Source organism: Neobacillus phoenicis, assembly GCF_047302305.1.
Taxonomy (GTDB): Bacteria; Bacillota; Bacilli; order Bacillales; family Cytobacillaceae; genus Neobacillus.
On record NZ_CP154847.1, the window covers coordinates 2,599,234 to 2,616,248 of the forward strand.

The 17,015-nt window shown below is 36.5% G+C and carries 16 protein-coding genes; 13 read left to right on the forward strand and 3 right to left on the reverse strand.

Going from position 1 to position 17,015, the window contains the following annotated elements; genetic code table 11:
• Window positions 1-234 precede the first annotated feature (234 nt).
• The 11 genes from queC to AA0X95_RS13520 all read left to right on the forward strand — a co-directional run bounded on the left by queC (window position 235) and on the right by AA0X95_RS13520 (window position 10,269).
• Complete coding sequence (queC, locus tag AA0X95_RS13470) at window positions 235-894, forward strand: 7-cyano-7-deazaguanine synthase QueC (RefSeq protein WP_413309619.1); 660 nt, start codon at window positions 235-237, stop codon at window positions 892-894.
• 4 nt (window positions 895-898) lie between these two features.
• Window positions 899-1,381, forward strand: coding sequence for a 6-carboxytetrahydropterin synthase QueD (gene queD, locus AA0X95_RS13475; RefSeq protein ID WP_413309621.1), 483 nt, complete (start codon window positions 899-901; stop codon window positions 1,379-1,381).
• Window positions 1,374-2,102 (forward strand): 7-carboxy-7-deazaguanine synthase QueE, encoded by a 729-nt coding sequence (gene queE, locus AA0X95_RS13480; protein ID WP_413309623.1) that lies wholly within the window; start codon window positions 1,374-1,376, stop codon window positions 2,100-2,102. Before queD ends, queE begins: the two co-directional genes overlap by 8 nt.
• Before the next feature lie 85 nt (window positions 2,103-2,187).
• Window positions 2,188-2,916 carry a polysaccharide deacetylase family protein gene (locus AA0X95_RS13485; protein WP_413309625.1) on the forward strand — a complete coding sequence of 243 codons (729 nt, stop codon included), beginning with the start codon at window positions 2,188-2,190 and terminating at the stop codon, window positions 2,914-2,916.
• 52 nt (window positions 2,917-2,968) lie between these two features.
• Window positions 2,969-3,790, forward strand: coding sequence for a DUF2935 domain-containing protein (locus tag AA0X95_RS13490; RefSeq protein WP_413309627.1), 822 nt, complete (start codon window positions 2,969-2,971; stop codon window positions 3,788-3,790).
• A 180-nt stretch (window positions 3,791-3,970) separates the two neighbouring features.
• Window positions 3,971-4,318 carry a hypothetical protein gene (locus AA0X95_RS13495; protein WP_413309629.1) on the forward strand — a complete coding sequence of 116 codons (348 nt, stop codon included), beginning with the start codon at window positions 3,971-3,973 and terminating at the stop codon, window positions 4,316-4,318.
• Window positions 4,319-4,501: 183 nt separating this feature from the next.
• Window positions 4,502-4,945 carry a hypothetical protein gene (locus AA0X95_RS13500; RefSeq protein ID WP_413309631.1) on the forward strand — a complete coding sequence of 148 codons (444 nt, stop codon included), beginning with the start codon at window positions 4,502-4,504 and terminating at the stop codon, window positions 4,943-4,945.
• Window positions 4,946-5,055: 110 nt separating this feature from the next.
• Window positions 5,056-6,558, forward strand: coding sequence for an aminotransferase class V-fold PLP-dependent enzyme (locus AA0X95_RS13505; protein WP_413309633.1), 1,503 nt, complete (start codon window positions 5,056-5,058; stop codon window positions 6,556-6,558).
• Window positions 6,559-6,689: 131 nt separating this feature from the next.
• Complete coding sequence (locus AA0X95_RS13510) at window positions 6,690-9,158, forward strand: CoA-disulfide reductase (RefSeq protein WP_413309635.1); 2,469 nt, start codon at window positions 6,690-6,692, stop codon at window positions 9,156-9,158.
• Between the two features lie 253 nt (window positions 9,159-9,411).
• Entirely contained in the window at window positions 9,412-9,675 is a 264-nt protein-coding gene (locus AA0X95_RS13515; protein ID WP_413309637.1) for a metal-sensitive transcriptional regulator, read from the forward strand.
• Between the two features lie 105 nt (window positions 9,676-9,780).
• A complete protein-coding gene (locus tag AA0X95_RS13520; protein WP_413309639.1) occupies window positions 9,781-10,269 on the forward strand; it encodes a L,D-transpeptidase family protein in 489 nt (162 codons plus the stop codon).
• Window positions 10,270-10,302: 33 nt separating this feature from the next.
• Here the strand turns inward: AA0X95_RS13520 and AA0X95_RS13525 are convergent, their stop codons facing one another.
• Entirely contained in the window at window positions 10,303-11,529 is a 1,227-nt protein-coding gene (locus tag AA0X95_RS13525; RefSeq protein WP_413309641.1) for an MFS transporter, read from the reverse strand.
• A gap of 144 nt (window positions 11,530-11,673) precedes the next feature.
• Window positions 11,674-14,055: an immune inhibitor A domain-containing protein gene (locus AA0X95_RS13530; protein WP_413309644.1), complete on the reverse strand. Its 2,382-nt coding sequence runs from the start codon at window positions 14,053-14,055 to the stop codon at window positions 11,674-11,676.
• A 260-nt stretch (window positions 14,056-14,315) separates the two neighbouring features.
• Here AA0X95_RS13530 and AA0X95_RS13535 point away from each other — a divergent pair, with 260 nt between their 5' ends.
• Window positions 14,316-15,242, forward strand: coding sequence for an ATP-grasp domain-containing protein (locus tag AA0X95_RS13535; RefSeq protein WP_413309646.1), 927 nt, complete (start codon window positions 14,316-14,318; stop codon window positions 15,240-15,242).
• Between the two features lie 67 nt (window positions 15,243-15,309).
• Here AA0X95_RS13535 and AA0X95_RS13540 read toward each other — a convergent pair whose 3' ends face one another.
• The gene (locus tag AA0X95_RS13540; RefSeq protein WP_413309648.1) at window positions 15,310-15,843 is read right to left on the reverse strand and encodes a YceI family protein; all 534 of its coding nucleotides are present in this window, start codon (window positions 15,841-15,843) and stop codon (window positions 15,310-15,312) included.
• Between the two features lie 173 nt (window positions 15,844-16,016).
• Here AA0X95_RS13540 and AA0X95_RS13545 point away from each other — a divergent pair, with 173 nt between their 5' ends.
• On the forward strand, window positions 16,017-16,886 hold the full coding sequence (locus AA0X95_RS13545; protein ID WP_413309650.1) for a hypothetical protein: 870 nt from the start codon (window positions 16,017-16,019) through the stop codon (window positions 16,884-16,886).
• Window positions 16,887-17,015 lie beyond the last annotated feature (129 nt).

The following is a 17,015-nucleotide window of genomic DNA, read 5'->3' on the forward strand; positions in this document are numbered from 1 at the left end:
TACAATTAGTTTACCACTTATTTCATAGATATTTCACTCAACCGTGGATGAAAGATAGTTAGAAAAATTTTTCACTATGAAAATTTTATTTTTATGGTATAGTTAGTAGCGGAAAATAAAAATAAAATTCGCTTTTTGCTAAAGAGGTTCTAGCACCCCTCTCAAAAAAAACTAAGAGAAACAGCACTGCTTTCTTAGTAGTGCTGTTTTTCCTATTTAAGGAGAATGAAGGATATGAAAAACAGCAAAGCGTTAGTTGTCTTTAGTGGTGGTCAGGATAGTACTACTTGTTTATTTTGGGCATTAAAGAACTTTAATGAAGTTGAGGTAGTGACTTTTGATTATAACCAGCGTCATAGTCTTGAAATCGAGTGTGCAAAAAGTATTGCAAATGAACTTGGTGTCAGGCACCACATTTTAGACATGGCCCTTTTAAACCAATTAGCTCCTAGTGCGTTGACACGGGATGATATAGATGTTAAGGATGGAGAAGAGGGTGGATTGCCATCTTCATTTGTTCCTGGAAGAAATCTAGTGTTTTTAACGTTTGCGGGGATTTTAGCGAGTCAAATTGGCGCTAAACACATTGTGACTGGTGTATGTGAAACGGACTTTAGTGGTTATCCGGACTGTCGAGATATTTTTGTTAAATCGTTAAATGTAACACTTAACTTATCAATGGATTCACAATTTGTCATTCATACTCCACTTATGTGGATCGATAAAGCAGAAACTTGGAAATTAGCTGATGAACTTGGAGCGTTAGATTTTGTCAGAAAAAAGACACTAACTTGCTATAACGGCGTAATTGCTGATGGTTGCGGGGAATGTCCTGCCTGTAAGCTAAGAAAAAGAGGCTTGGACGAATACCTTAAAGTAAGAAAGGAGTTTTAACCCCATGTATGGCTTTCGAATTGTTGATAAACTCCAAAAGATTGATGAAGATATTAAAAAAGAACAGCTGAAATATCATCATAAGCGAGTATTAGTAAGTAAGGAATTTACTTTTGATTCTGCACATCATTTACATTGCTACGAGGGAAAATGTAAGAATTTGCACGGTCATACTTATAAAGTAGTCTTCGGATTAAGCGGTTTTGTCGATGACCGTGGTTTAATGATGGACTTTGGCGATATTAAAGAGATATGGAAAGATGAAATTGAAATTTATCTTGACCATAAATATTTGAATGAAACACTCCCCCCTATGAATACAACCGCAGAAAATATTGTTGTTTGGATTTATGAAAAAATGGCAGAGGCTCTCCTTAAAGAAGAAAGACAGCAGCAATACCTTGGTGCAAGAGTAGAATTTGTTCGCTTATTTGAAACACCTACTAGCTATGCTGAAGCTAGAAGGGAGTGGATGGAAGTTGAGTAAAATACCTGTAATGGAAATCTTCGGTCCAACTATTCAAGGGGAAGGAATGGTCATCGGTCAGAAAACGATGTTTGTGAGAACGGCTGGCTGTGATTATTCATGCAGCTGGTGTGATTCCTCTTTTACATGGGATGGGACCGGTAAAGATGATACAAAGATGATGATGCCAGAAGAAATATGGGAAGAGCTAAGAAATCTTGGTGGAGCTGGATTTTCCCATGTTACCATATCAGGTGGTAATCCTGCTTTATTAAAGAATTTATCTAACTTAATCACTCTTTTAAAGAAAAACGATATTAAAATCTGTCTTGAAACTCAGGGGAGTAAATGGCAAGATTGGTTTTTAGAAATTGATGAATTAACCATATCTCCAAAGCCACCAAGCTCAACAATGGTTACAGACTTCACGATTCTAGATTCGATTATAAAGAAGTTGGAAGGGAAGAATTCGTCCAACCGTGTTAGCTTAAAAGTAGTCATATTTGATGAGCATGATTATGAATATGCAAAAGGTGTGTTCCTCCGATATCCGACGATTCCTTTTTATCTACAGGTTGGTAATGATGATATCACAACATCGGATAATCAGGAACTGATAAGCCGTCTATTAAGCAAATATGATTGGCTAATTAATAAGGTGATGGAGGATCAAGATTTTACCAATGTAAGAGTGCTACCACAATTGCATACCTATTTGTGGGGGAACAAAAGAGGAGTATAGTAATTGAAAGCTGCAGCATGCAGCTTTTTTTTATAGAATTTTTCACATGGAGAATACTATCAAAAAAGAAAAAGTGAGGAATCCAATGAAAAAGTTACTATTTCTAATCCTATTTTTTTATTTTTTCGGACATGAGGAAAGGACGTTTGCAGAGAAAAAAGTGCCAATCTTAGTTTATCATTCTATTGCAGAATACAATGGGCATGGATCAAAGGAACTGTATGTAACCCCTGAAAATTTTGAAAAACAAATGGTTTTTTTACGAGATCATGGGTACACTCTTTTAACATTTGAACGGTGGCAAGAAGTCAACCATATAACTAAGCCCATTTTTATTACTTTTGACGATGGGTATAAAAATAACTTAAATGCCTATGCAATTTTTCAAAAATTAAGAACCCAGCACTTTAAACCGATGGGAACTATATTCGTGATTTCTGATTTTATCGGTAGGTCAAACCGTCTTTCAAACTCAGATTTAAAAAGGATGGCGGATTCAGGATTGTTTTCAATTCAATCACATACAGTTACACACCCTGATTTAACGAAGGCAGAAAATGTAGGTTATGAATTAAAGAATTCTAAGGAGCAAGTCCAGAAAATTACAGGAAAACCGGTTTTTGTTCTTTCTTATCCTTATGGAAATACCAATGAAAAAGTAATTTCAGAGGTAAAAAAATATTATAGATTTGCTCTTACCACCACGCCAGAAGTTTTTTCCCCGTCTGGAATAAAAAATGAACTTTATTTATTACCAAGAATATATGTTAAGTATTCAACGACTTTAGATGAATTCAATAATTTAGTAAAGTAACATGATATAGTCGAAGCTCCTCTTGAATATGATTTTTAGAGGGGGGAAAGCGATGACTGCAATTAATGTATGGGAAGAGCATTTATTTTGGTTGGAGATATTACAGGATCATGCGATTTTTGTTCGTGACCATTTGTCAGTTGAAGAACAAAAGGAAATATCAATTGCTGAAAGATTTATTCAATCATTTGGTATAGTACTTAATAACCTTAGACAACTTCATCCTGGGATTGAATTTTCATCTGAAGAACAAATAGCATTGGCAAAGCAAGCGTATTCAGTAGCATATGAATATTACCGATATGAAGGCCATATACAGAACCTTAGAATCCAAAATCAAATTAACCTAAACTTGTCTCCAACGTATTTAAATGGGACATTGAATGAAAATCAAGAGTATTTACGTTTATTATCTTACTTAGTAAATGGTCAAATTCCAGAGCCGCTAATGCTTGACCAACTCTTAGATTTATGGCTGGAGGATCAGTTAGGGCATATCATATTATTAAGAAATGTACTAGACCCTATTGAACTAGCGATAGAAAGACAATCGGAGGCATTCGCACAGAAGTTCCAAATGTTTATCTTGCAAAACCATCATATAAAAGGATATTTACGATTTACCGAACAGGGTTTCCCACGACAAAAAGAACTTGCATTAGAGGTAGGTAGAGCTGTTATTGAAATGAATTTGTTTGTTAGGTCGTCCGTAGAGAAATATAAAGGCGATCGAATATTAAATAAAACTACTTTACGGTTTATAGAACACCACTTTCCTGAAACTTGTTATTTCATAAAAAAACTGGCCGATTTTGCCCCAGAACTTCATTCAGAGGGTTCTCACTGTTCATTAAGAAAACCATCATTTAGTTAAAAAAATGCACCTTAAAAATGGTGCATTTTTTTAACAAGTGCATTTTACACTACTAAATCTATTAATTGTTATTATTTTAAGTGATTGATAAAATCTTGTAAACTGCCCGACATCTCTATGTAACCAAATATTATTATAATAGTGTAAACGTTATGTAGACTTTAGAAGGCAGGTGTTAATATGGAAGAGACCATAGCAAAATCATATTTGCAGAAGTCACTCGACGAGTGGAAGGATGATATTTCATTAGTCTTAAATGAAATAGCTAATGAATATGATGAAGTTGCGCAGGAATTGAAGGTTTATTCATATAAATATGGAATTACGAAGCAAGTAATACAATCAACGGTTAATGAAGAAATAATAGAAAATATTCGCCAAATGTACCATAAACCATTTGAAGAAAGTTATAATCAGCTGAAGGAATACATAAAAGATTTAGAGGAAAAAAGAAGAGTTTTTCAAATGTTCATTCAAAAAATTGAAGAAGTAACAAGAAAAGAAACTGCTAAAATTACTACATTTTAAGATAAAGTATCTTTTCATTAATCCACTAACAACCCAATCATGCCTTGATTGGGTTTTTTTGTCTTTAATTAGATTTGTAAGATTTAAGTAAGAATTGATTAATAAAAAAGAAAAGATTGCTGACTAAAATAAGTGATAAATAAAGGTGCTAAGCACTAATAACAATTAAGGATGGGATTAAAAATGAAAAAATTTTTTGTATTGTCAGTCGTTATGTTTTCATTTCTTGTAACAGGATGTTCTGTTGAAATTGACACTGGTTCATCGAAAATTACTTCACAATCAACTGAATTAGAGGCCAAGTCAGAAGCGATACAGGATCAATTTAATGAGGCAATGGATATGGCCACTGAACTTGAAGGCAAAAATACACTTACAACGAATGACCAAAAAAGATTGGCGAATCAAATTGAAGATGTCCTCTCAGTCATAACTGAATTCAAGGAAGTAAACACCCCGCTGATAGGAAAGAAAATAAAAAATATTGCTGGGAAAAATTTAGAGAACAGAGAAGAAATACTAAGGCGTATACAAGAAAAAGCTGAAGAGGGAAAAGCCACGAAAGAAGATGTACACAAAATGAAGAAAGCTCTTTCCGATGATGTGAACATTAAGCTATTTAATTAAAGAGTTAAATACACAAAGTCGCCAACCAATTTGGCGGCTTTTTTATGAACAAGTGGTTTAGTGTCATGCATATATTGAATAACAGAATTTTATTGTGAGGTGTGAAACAAATGATCACAGCATCCATTGGAAGTAAAACCTACAGAATACCAGATAACCTCGAACAGTATTTTCAAATGTTTCGCTCACATGTCATAGGGATGGATCAGGAGTTTGAAGCTCCCTTTGGAAACAAGAAAATCATTTATGCAGATTGGACGGCTAGTGGAAGACTTTATCGTCCTATTGAACAAAAAATCTCTGAGGTATTCGGACCTTACATGGCTAATACACATACTGAATCAAATATTACTAGTTTGATGATGACAGGGATCTATAAGCATTCTAGGAAAATTATAAAGGAACATGTTAATGGGGATAACCATGATGCGGTTATCCTGGATGGCTTTGGAATGACATCAGTAATCAATAAGTTGCAGCGTTTGTTAGGTATTCGAGTACATGAGAAATGGAAGCATCGGTTGAACCTATCCGAAAATGAGCGACCAATTATCTTTCTAACCCATATGGAACATCATTCAAATCAAACATCCTGGCTTGAAACAGTTGGAGACGTGGTTATATTAAATCCCGATAAAGATGGTGGAGTGGATGTGCAGCAGCTCGAACAGCTGCTTTATCAGTATAAGGATAGACCGCTAAAAATCGGTTCATTTACGGCATGCTCAAATGTGACGGGGATACAAACCCCATATCACCAATTAGCCAAAATCATGCATCAACATGGAGGTGTTTGTTTTGTTGATTTCGCTGCTTCTGCACCATATGTAAGGATTAATATGCATCCGAAGGATCCATTGGAGAAGCTTGATGCGGTCTTTTTCTCTCCTCATAAATTTTTAGGGGGACCTGGAACGAGTGGTGTGTTAGTTTTTGATTCAAGATTATATTTCAATCAGGTTCCTGATCATCCTGGTGGCGGGACAGTAACCTGGACAAATCCATGGGGGAAACACCAGTATTTTAAAGACATTGAACTGCGGGAAGACGGAGGGACGCCAGGAATATTACAAGCAATTCGAACGGCTCTTTGTATTAACTTGAAAAATCAAATGGGGATACCTAATATACTCAAAAGAGAAAAAGAACAACTTGATATTTTACTTCCTCAATTAGCAGAAATTCCTGGACTACATGTTTTAGATGGTCATATAACAAACCGTTTAGGGATTGTTTCATTTTACATGGACAATATTCACTACAATTTAATGGTTCGCCTACTGAATGATCGATATGGAATACAAGTACGGGGCGGATGCTCTTGTGCAGGAACCTATGGTCATTATCTGTTTGAAATTGATCAGAAGTCATCAAAAGAGATTACTGAAAAAATAAATCTTGGAGATTTATCAGATAAACCTGGTTGGGTGCGTTTCTCCTTACATCCTATTATGACAAATGATGAAATAAATATTTTTGTAAAAGCAGTAAAGGAAATTACCTTAAACATAAATGAATGGAAAAAGGACTATATCTACGATTCATCCAGCAACGATTACTTCTTTATTCATCACAAGCGGGAAGATATGGGGAATTTCTTTCGAATGGAATAATTTTTCAAAAAAATGGTCTATTTATGACCATTTTTTGAACCTTTACCTATACCCCTATATGTAATAAAAGTTTGTGCTATACTTCACATATAGTATTAATTAACTATTTATTCGAAAGAAGGTAATCATAGATGTCTAAGAAAATTGTTATTGTTGGTGGAGTAGCAGGAGGAGCAAACACAGCGGCGAGATTGAGACGTTTGGATGAGCAAGCTAAAATTGTAATGTTTGAAAGAGGGGAATACATTTCTTTCGCAAACTGCGGTTTACCATATTATATTGGTGGAACGATTTCAGAAAGAGACAAGCTGTTAGTTCAAACAGTTGAGGGTATGTCTAAAAAATTCAACCTGGATATTCGTAACTTAAGTGAAGTAACAAAAATTAATCGAGAGAGAAAAACAGTAAAAATCAGGCATGTAAGAACGGGTAAAATATACGAGGAATCATACGACATTCTTGTTTTATCACCAGGCGCAAGTCCTATTAAACCACCTATCGCTGGAATTGAAACAGCGGAATCACTGTTTACTTTAAGAAATATTCCAGATACAGATAAAATAAAGTCCTATGTTGAAACAAACAAACCGAAGAAAGCTATAGTTGTCGGCGGAGGATTCATCGGAATTGAAATGGCAGAGAACCTATGGGATTTAGGGATTGAAGTAACTTTAATTGAAATGTCTAACCAAATTATGGCTCCAATTGATTTTGAAATGGCTACTATTTTACATGGTCACCTTCGTGAAAAAGGAGTGAATTTAATCCTTGAGGATGGTGTAGAAGCATTCGAACAAAATGGTAAAATCGTAAAGTTAACTAGTGGTCAAAAAATTGATACGGACATGATTATCCTAGCTATAGGAGTTAAACCAGAAAATCAATTAGCGATCGGTGCAGGTCTAAAGATAGGCTCGCGCGGTGGGATTCTGGTGAATGAATACCTTCAAACAGAAGATCCAAGTATATATGCGATTGGGGATGCCATTGAAGTCAAGGATTATATCAATGGCCAACCAACTCAAATTCCATTAGCCTGGCCAGCTAACCGCCAGGGAAGAATTGTAGCAGACCATATCAATGGAATAGCTGCTCGCTACAAAGGAACTCTGGGAACATCGATAGCAAAGGTCTTTGATATGACAGTTGCCTCAACAGGAAATAACGAAAAGACGTTAAAACGCTTAGGAATTCCTTATGAGGTTGTACACGTACACCCAGGCTCACATGCAGGCTACTACCCAGGTGCTTTTCCAATAGCATTAAAGTTAATTTTTGAAAAAGAAACAGGAAGAATATTTGGCGCACAAGCTGTGTCCTATGATGGAGCAGATAAGAGAATCGATGTCATTGCAACTGCCATTAAAGGCGGGTTAACTATTTTTGATTTGCCTGATTTAGAACTTGCCTACGCACCACCATTCTCATCTGCAAAGGATCCCGTTAACATGGCGGGCTATGCAGCGAGTAATATAGCTGAAGGAAGAGTGGAAACAGTTCAATGGTATGAAATTGATGAAATTGTACAAAAAGGCGGGTTATTGATTGACGTTCGTGAACCGATTGAACGTGAAATGGGATATATCGAGGGATCCATTAATATACCTCTTGGAGAGTTAAGGGATCGATTAGAGGAACTGCCTAAGAATCAAACCATCTATTTAACTTGTCAAGTTGGTCTACGTGGTTATTTAGGTGCTCGTATCCTTTCACAAAATGGATTTAAAGTAAAGAATCTTGACGGCGGATTTAAGACCTATTCAAGTGTGTTTGAAAATTATCAAAAAAATAATGAGGTTAAAATCATTGATTCTGGCAAGATCGAGGGGATAAAAGTGAATAAGATAAATGTTGAACCTGTTGATACTATTTTAATTGATGCCTGTGGTTTACAATGCCCTGGGCCAATTATGAAGGTATACCAATCAATTGATGGTATGAATGATGGTGAGATATTGGAAGTTCATGCAACAGACCCTGGGTTTGCAAAAGATATTCAATCTTGGTCCCGTAAAACTGGAAATACGTTACTAAATAGTAAATATGAAGATAAGAAATTTAAGGCATATATTCAAAAAGGAACGAAGGAAACGATGAACCCTGTACAGGGAGCAGCTGTGCCGACAGCAAAAGATGGAACTACGATGGTAGTATTTAGTGGTGATCTTGATAAAACAATTGCCTCCTTTATTATTGCTTGCGGTGCTGCTGCTATGGGTAAAAAAGTGACCATGTTCTTTACCTTCTGGGGTTTAAATGTTCTGAGACGTAAAGATGCCCCTCCTGTACAAAAAGATTTAGTAGAGAAAATGTTTGGTATGATGATGCCCAAAGGTGCTAGTGAGCTTCCTCTTTCTAAAATGAATATGGGCGGTATGGGTGCCAAAATGATTAATCATGCAATGGAACGAAAGAACGTTGATAGCTTAGCAACTTTAATGAAAAGTGCAATGGATACAGGGGTAAAACTTGTAGCTTGCTCCATGTCTATGGACATTATGGGGATAAAGCAAGAAGAATTAATCGACGGCGTTAATATTGGAGGGGTGGCTTCTTACCTAGGTGATGCCGAGGATTCTGGATTGAATTTGTTTATTTAATGGCTATGTTAAAGAACATTGTTGGTTTTATATCCTGTTGATTGGAGCGGAAGGCGCGAAGACTCCTGTGGGAGTACGGTTCAGGGGAGACCCCGCAGGCGCAAGCGCCGAGTAGGCTCGCCGAAACGCCCACGGAAAGCGAAGCGCCTGGAGAGGAAATCAACAGACAAATTTAACAAAGCCTATTTAATAAGTATTTCGATAGACTTCTGTGGGATTATCGCTTAAAATCTATACAACAGAGGTGAGTATAATGATCTACGATGATAAGGCAATTAATCGTTTGAAACGGGCTGAAGGACAAATAAAAGGCATCTTGAGAATGATAGAGGAAGGTAAGGAATGTAAAGAAGTGATTACCCAGCTATCTGCTGCAAGATCTGCGATTGACAGGACAATCGCTGTTATTGTTAGTTCTAATCTCGAACATTGCATTCGTGAGTCCATTGAAGCTGGTAATGAAGATTCTTCAAAGCTTGTTGAAGAGGCAGTTAATATGCTAGTGAAGAGTAGGTAAAAAGGGAAACGTCTATCAAAATTTGATAGGCGTTTTTCATTTAAAACAAGGCAGGCAACTAGCAACTGGTATGGTCATATGCTATCAGAAGAAAGGTGGGATAGCATGATCCATATCGTTAAGCCCGGTGAAACGTTGAGCATAATATCAGCTAATTACCGAGTAAGTCTCCGCCGCCTTTATGCTGCAAATCCAGGGGTAGGGCATTTACAGGTGGGGCAGCATATTCAGATTCCTGGTTTGCCGGAGCCAAGCAGCATTCCCTATTCAATTCAAATATCTGTTGGGAAACGAAGACTTACATTATTCAACAACGGAAGGCTTGTTAAAATTTTTCCGATTGCCGTTGGGAAAATGTTAACACAGACCCCATCGGGTGATTACGTCATTGTTAATCGTCAGTATAATCCAGGTGGGCCATTCGGAGTATTGTGGATGTCATTATCCAAACAAGGGTACGGGATTCACGGAACCAATGATCCAAGCTCCATTGGAAAAGCTGTTTCACATGGATGTGTAAGAATGTATAATCGCGATGTGATTCAACTCGCAGATATGGTCCCCAATGGTACTCGGGTAATGATTCGTCCATAAACATAAAAAAGGCCGATTTCTAATCAGCCTTTTTTAATTCTCAACTACAGTGCCAAGCTTATTTCTTTCAGAGGAAAGATTCATACGTATCGTCCAAAGGAAATAAATAACCCCAAGGCTAAGATAAAAAACTCCTCCCATTAATCCCATTATTCGAGGTGAGATATATTCGAGTAATACTCCGGTCATAAACATGGAAATCCCTATACAGGTATTAGCGATAGTTGCGGATAATCCAAAATAAACTCCATGGTATTTAGAAGGAATCGTCTGCATAACAGCTGTATCTAAAAGAGTATTTCCTATGCCGCTAAAAATTGTTAATATCCCGAACAAAATAACAACCATAACAAAAGAGTTTGATTGGCTGATGCTAGATAGGACAACACCTTCCATAAACATACAAATAAACGCAATTGAAAGAAATCTTCCTGTAATCCATCTTGTTAAAATCGGACTTATCAAAAACCCTGTTCCAAGTACACTATATAAAATACCAACACCGAGATCTCCAGCATGGAAGATCTTAACAGCGTACACACTCAACAATACATTTTCAATCCCATTTACCAATGGAACAAGGACATCAAATGTAAGGAGCATGAATAAGAAGGACGATACCATGACAAGGGGAAGAAATTTCCCGGATGGTCTTTTCTCTTTATCCATTTCTAGTATATCTTGAGTAGGATCTAGATTTGGAATGGTACGAATAATAGATCCTGCTAGTATGAATGATAGAATATTTACGAAAAAAGCTGCTTTTGCGCCAAAAAGAAAGGAGATAATCCCTCCACTAAGTGCTCCAACTATCAATACAAACCCAAGTGAGACTTGCTCCCAGGAGTTGATTTCTTTAATATGGTCTGATTGGACAATGGCAGGAATACAAGATTTTCGTGTAGGGCCGTATAAGGCTTCTCCGCTTGCAAGAAGGAAGGAGCCAATGTAGACGATCCATAAATCACCTGACGATTGAACAAATAAGAAGGAAAGAGCAATAAATGATCTTGAAAAGTCTGTGAAAACCAGAACGCTTTTTCGAGACCACTTTTCCGCAACCTTACTGCTAAGTGGACCAAATAGAAGGAAGGGGAGCATTCGTAAAGCCATTGTGATTCCAACGGACAAGCCTGAACCGGTTAGGTGTAAAAGTAGTGCAAGTAACGCCACCTGGCTAAAGCGGTCTCCCACACCATTAATAATCCCAGCAAAAAATAATTTTCGATAGGATTTTTCTATTTTTATAATTTGAAACATCTCTCCATCCTCCAAATAAGATTATCATCTAATTAGATATACTTCTAATTAGATGATAATTTAAATTATTGAAAAAGGAAAGCTGTTTTTGTCAAAATTATAAAAAAATCCCACCTTCTAGAGTAAGAGGGTGGGACAGTTAAATTATTTATAGATTACAATTGAACCAACGGATTTATCTTTGGATTGGCCGTTAACACGAACTTTTAAACCGTAGTTATCGATATCTCGACCTGCATCTGGCATAAATGGATTTTCGAAAGATTTACTGTCATCAAAAAGTGAAACTGCTTTTTGACTTGGTGCAAATAATGTTTGTGTTGTGTAGTCTAGATTTAGCCCAGATGTAGGGTTTAATCCAAAGGCAGCGTCAGCGATATGATAGCGAGTGGTTGCTTCAACACCAGTACTCCATAAAAGGTCATTACCAAGGTGGGCATCAACTACTCCAAGGAAACCACTTCCAGGGTGAACGCCGGTCCAGTTTTCAGTAAAGCTATCATCCACATACCAAACAACTAGTCCACCATCATAACTCATTAGGGAGTTTCCGCGTTTAATATTCTTAAGACCAAGGTCAACTCCATTATGGTTACGCCATTCAAGCAAATAGTAATGATCAGTTAGTTTATTTCCGTCCATCTTAGTAAAACCATTTAAAGTAAATGAAGAAGTTGAATTCTCTGCTCCATCATCAAATAGAGTTTGTCCATCGGCAACTACTTTGATATTATCAGCAAAGAAACCGATATTTGATGTACCCCAATCCGTTGCATAACGAATGCGTAGTTTAATTTTTTGCCCTTTATACTCAGATAAATCAAACGACTGAGCTTGCCAGCCATTAGACTTACCTGTAAACCCAGGCATTGAATTCAAGATTGTTGGATAACCTTCAGGAACTACGTCGGAGCGTGTGTTCGCATTTCCTAACGATTTCCAATCCGTACCACCATCAGTAGAAACTTGAACAAAAGCAAAATCCCATTGCTCTTCTGTATCATACCATGCATCAAAAGTTAATGTTGAAGAGGTTTTTCCAGTTAAATCTACATCTGTTACCATGTTAGTATCCATTTCATCCCTTTGACCGCCCCAGTATTCATAGCTTCCTGCAGCTGGCGTGTTAACAGGGGTTTTCTTTTTAGGTAGATTAACTCTAACTGCTTGATTGTTTTGACCAAGTGGTGAATTTGATTGATCAAGTAAGAAATGTGTTCCTTTAGTAGAAACATCCTCCCAATTGACAACAGTTGGAGCTGTCCATTTACCACCAAGAGTGGATTGGAAGTATTGTTTTGCCCAAGGAGAGAATCCAGTTGGTTCTGAACCTGGTATTTTACCAGCCCAAGAGCCACTTGCCATAATAGACCAATATCCAACTGCTTCACCTGTTCCAGAATAAATGGTATCATACTCATCAGGAAGACCGAGATCATGTCCATACTCATGGGCAAATACACCAGTTGCTCCGTCTTCAGGCATCATCGTATAGTCATAGAATCCTGGTTTTCCAGTTCCAAGTCCATCTGAGTCTACAAATTTTGCGGAACGATGCGACCAGATGGCGTTATCACCTAAGGAACCACCACCAGCCTCTTGACCCATACCAGAGTGGATAATTTGAAGGTGATCGACAAGTCCATCTGGCTCCCAGAAGTTACCGTCACCATCTAAATCATGGGGATCTTCTAAATCGTAATCCTCTAATGGAATACCTGCTGCTAGTGCAGCATTATAAGTATCGATAACTAATTGTTTTGAGCCACCGGGAGTAACATTATCGTGACCTCCTGTTGATTTGTCTGACCCATAATATTTAGCAGTACCAGGAACCTTTAACCAACCGTAAGCATTGCCTTCAATTATGTAAGTTCCACCTGATTGCTCTTCATAGTATTCCTTTTGAGAAACCAATTCTTCTCCCTTAGGACCTTTAAACACGCCTTTATCTCCAAAAATCATATCTTCATAATGTTCGGGAGTATAATCCGGATAATAGTTATCAGTTTCTTCGGGTTTAATATTATTGTGAGCGAAATCAGAGTACTCTACCATTAAAGTTAAAAGTTTCCCTCTTTTCTGTATGCCTGGAGATGTACCTTCTTGTACAGGATCCGGATTCCCCTTTAACTGTCCGTATTTGTTACCTTTACCTTTCAATAAACCATTATTAAAATCTTTAAATTTCCTCTGCTTTTCAGCTTCTGCAGCTTTAACCTTTGAAGCTAAAGGATCATAGGTTGTTGATTTATCTTGCTTTCCTTTTATCACTAAGTAATTATGTAGAGCTTTTTGTTTCTCAGCAGTTGAAGCATTTTTTGAAATAACGCCACGTTTAATGAGGGCGTCTAGTAATTTGTCCTCGTTCACAACAGCCATATCTAATGAACCATAAGAATGTGAAACTGTAGTTGGTTTCTTTAGGACATCACTAGAAGTACTAGCGTAGTTGCCAGGAAAGCCGGCAAACAATGTTCCAGCTAGGACTGCAGTGGAAAGCCCTGTTTTTAATAGTTTCTTCATGAAACTCCCCCTTAAATATATTGGCTTGCTTTTCAATAATATTTTGAAAATTAGGACAAGACAATAGGAGGTTTTCCTTAATTTTCTGTAAATTCAATAAATTATAGTGAATTAGACTCATTTTTCAAGTAAGTATAAAATTTATTTTATTTTTTTCTCCACTTCACAAACCGACCATAGAAATCTAAAATAAAAAAAGGATTTAGGAAAACTTAAGGATAAAATACATATAGGGGTCTGCACGAGGGGAGATTTTCTTTTTGAAAAAAGTTCATATTATCCATGAAAATAGTGAATGGACACAGCATTTAACAAAGCGCCTAGATGAAATTGGGGTGCCTTACGAGGAGTGGCATTTAGATAGCGGTCGTCTCGACCTTTCAAAGGAACCTCCAGAAGGAGTGTTTTATAATCGAATGAGTGCGTCTTCCCATACGAGGGGACACCGTTTTGCACCGGAATTTACAGCTCAAGTACTTGCCTGGTTGGAAGCGCACGGTAGGAAGGTTATAAATGGTACACGTGCTCTTCAGCTAGAAATCAGCAAAGTGATTCAATATTTAGAGCTAAACAAATTTGACATCCAGACACCCCGAACAATAGCTGCAGTGGGGAAGGAGCAAATCCTAGAGGCTGCTGTTGAATTCTTAGATACCCCTTTTATTACGAAACATAACCGTGTAGGGAAGGGGTTAGGTGTTCAACTATTTCAAACTTATGATGGCCTGAAGAGTTATATCGAAGGTCCAGGGTTTGAGGAACCAGTTGATGGTATTACTTTAATACAAGAGTATATACAAGCACCTGAAAGTTATATTACCCGCTGTGAATTTGTAGGTGGGAAGTTCGTTTATGCAGTAAAGGTAGATACTTCGGAAGGCTTCCAATTATGTCCTGCGGATGCTTGTCAAATAGGTGATCTATTCTGTCCTGTAGGGGAAGAAAAAGAAGAAAAACCAAAGTTTGAAATCATTGAAGGTTTTTCAGATTCTATTATTAATAAGTATGAGAAGGTACTAGCTGCCAATCATATTCAAGTGGCCGGCATTGAATTTATTCGCAATGCAGCGGGTGAAATATATACGTATGATATTAATACAAATACAAACTACAATTCAGATGCAGAAGCTAAGGCGCAGAAATTTGGTATGCTAGAACTGGCCAAATTTTTGAAGTCACAACTTTAAATTGTTGTAATATCATTCATATGGAAAAAGAGGCTGCCAAAAGGGCAGCCTCTTTGGTGTCTTATAATTATTCAGCTTTAGCTGCTTGGATTTGTAGATTGATTTTTACCTTATCTCCAACTAAAACACCGCCAGTTTCAAGTGCTGCATTCCAAACTAAACCGTAGTCAGAACGATTGATTGAGCCTGATGCGCTGAAACCTACTTTTTCATTGCCCCATGGATCTTTTCCTTGACCTTCAAATGTAACAACGAACGTTTCAGGCTTCGTTACCCCACGAAGAGTTAAATCGCCAGATACATTGTATTCACCTTCGTCTGTTTTTTCAATCTTTGTTGCACGGAAGTTCATTGTTGGATGATTTTCGACATCAAAGAAATCTGCAGAAACTAAATGACCATCACGATCTTGATTACGAGTATCTACACTACCAGTCTCGATTGAAAATTCAATCGTTGCATTTGTTAAGTCAGTTGGATCTGCTTCAATAGTTGCGTTAAATGTATTAAAGCTTCCTTTTACGTTTGCAATCATCATATGACGAACTGAAAAATCTACGCTGCTGTGTGCAGTATCAAGTGCCCATTTTGTTTTTGTCATTAATATATCTCTCCCTTTTTTGTTTTGAAATCGTTTATCTTGAAATTGAAATAACTTAATTCAAGATAAATTATATGATGGGATTGAATTAAATGTCAAATGTTTTTTTATAATGATTTTTAGATTTTATCTAATACTACCTATATACCTAATTTTTGGGGGAATGAAGTTGAATGAAAAAAGTAAAAGGAGTAAAAGGAATGAGCTTTCCTTTTTTAGCCTTATGTTTAATCCATATTTGCCTACTCGGAATAACTTTCTATAAGAACAAGAATAGAAAAAATATATTTGTTTTACTTGTATCCAATATGGGATTTGCTTATCTGTTTGAGTACTTTGTTTTTAACGTTTTCAAAGGATATAAATATAAACCAAATATAGTTAGAAATAAATTTTTCGATAGTATTTTTGGTGCAGTGTTATCTCAGGCGATTTTTGTTCCATTTACCTCTGTTTTTCTTACAGCCACAAACTCAGGATGGTTAAAGAAGTTATTAGCCAGTGTTTACTTTTCATTAGTAGAGCTTTTATTTTTACGATTAGGTGTCTACAAACATACATGGTGGAAGACAATCTATACTTTTATAATGATTCCTGTGTATTTTAAATTAAGTGATATCTGGTACCACTTCATTCTTAAGAAGAATAAAATAGTTCAATTTATTTCCTTTTTTTTAATGATCATGGTGACAGAGACGAATTTATTTTTACCATTAGCACTTTTTCGTAAGTTTCGATTTGGATCGGGTAGGTATCATACATGGAGAGAACACTTTATATTATCTCCGCTGTATTCTATTTTGGTTTCATTATTTACAGCTTTTTCGCTTAGAAAAAATAATAATCTTAGTGTAAAGGTGAGGGTAATACTATTTTCAGTCTTTATAAATCGTTTTTTTGTTAGACTTAAGTTTTTAAAAAACAATCTTACATTTATTCAATATTTATTAATAAGATTTGTAATGGGTGTTGTTTATGGTCGGTATAGGGAGTGGGTGTACGGAGAAGTAGAGGAAAAGCCAATAATAAATAATCACCAATAAAAAAACGCCCTAAGTGGCGTTTGCTTTTTGTGGATAAAGAATCCTTGAAAATATTATAAGGGAATGGTAAAATAAAATTTGGTATAAAAGAGTAAAATTTTAAAATGTAAAGATAACCTATAATAACAT

Excerpts from the sequence above, each read along its gene's own strand:
- AA0X95_RS13505 (WP_413309633.1), top strand. The coding sequence starts at position 5,056 with ATGATCACAGCATCCATTGGAAGTAAAACCTACAGAATACCAGATAAC.
- AA0X95_RS13515 (WP_413309637.1), top strand. The coding sequence starts at position 9,412 with ATGATCTACGATGATAAGGCAATTAATCGTTTGAAACGGGCTGAAGGA.
- AA0X95_RS13525 (WP_413309641.1), bottom strand. The coding sequence starts at position 11,529 with ATGTTTCAAATTATAAAAATAGAAAAATCCTATCGAAAATTATTTTTT.
- AA0X95_RS13540 (WP_413309648.1), bottom strand. The coding sequence starts at position 15,843 with ATGACAAAAACAAAATGGGCACTTGATACTGCACACAGCAGCGTAGAT.
- AA0X95_RS13520 (WP_413309639.1), top strand. The coding sequence starts at position 9,781 with ATGATCCATATCGTTAAGCCCGGTGAAACGTTGAGCATAATATCAGCT.
- AA0X95_RS13510 (WP_413309635.1), top strand. The coding sequence starts at position 6,690 with ATGTCTAAGAAAATTGTTATTGTTGGTGGAGTAGCAGGAGGAGCAAAC.
- AA0X95_RS13500 (WP_413309631.1), top strand. The coding sequence starts at position 4,502 with ATGAAAAAATTTTTTGTATTGTCAGTCGTTATGTTTTCATTTCTTGTA.
- AA0X95_RS13545 (WP_413309650.1), top strand. The coding sequence starts at position 16,017 with ATGAAAAAAGTAAAAGGAGTAAAAGGAATGAGCTTTCCTTTTTTAGCC.
- AA0X95_RS13485 (WP_413309625.1), top strand. The coding sequence starts at position 2,188 with ATGAAAAAGTTACTATTTCTAATCCTATTTTTTTATTTTTTCGGACAT.
- queD (WP_413309621.1), top strand. The coding sequence starts at position 899 with ATGTATGGCTTTCGAATTGTTGATAAACTCCAAAAGATTGATGAAGAT.
- AA0X95_RS13495 (WP_413309629.1), top strand. The coding sequence starts at position 3,971 with ATGGAAGAGACCATAGCAAAATCATATTTGCAGAAGTCACTCGACGAG.
- AA0X95_RS13530 (WP_413309644.1), bottom strand. The coding sequence starts at position 14,055 with ATGAAGAAACTATTAAAAACAGGGCTTTCCACTGCAGTCCTAGCTGGA.
- queC (WP_413309619.1), top strand. The coding sequence starts at position 235 with ATGAAAAACAGCAAAGCGTTAGTTGTCTTTAGTGGTGGTCAGGATAGT.
- AA0X95_RS13490 (WP_413309627.1), top strand. The coding sequence starts at position 2,969 with ATGACTGCAATTAATGTATGGGAAGAGCATTTATTTTGGTTGGAGATA.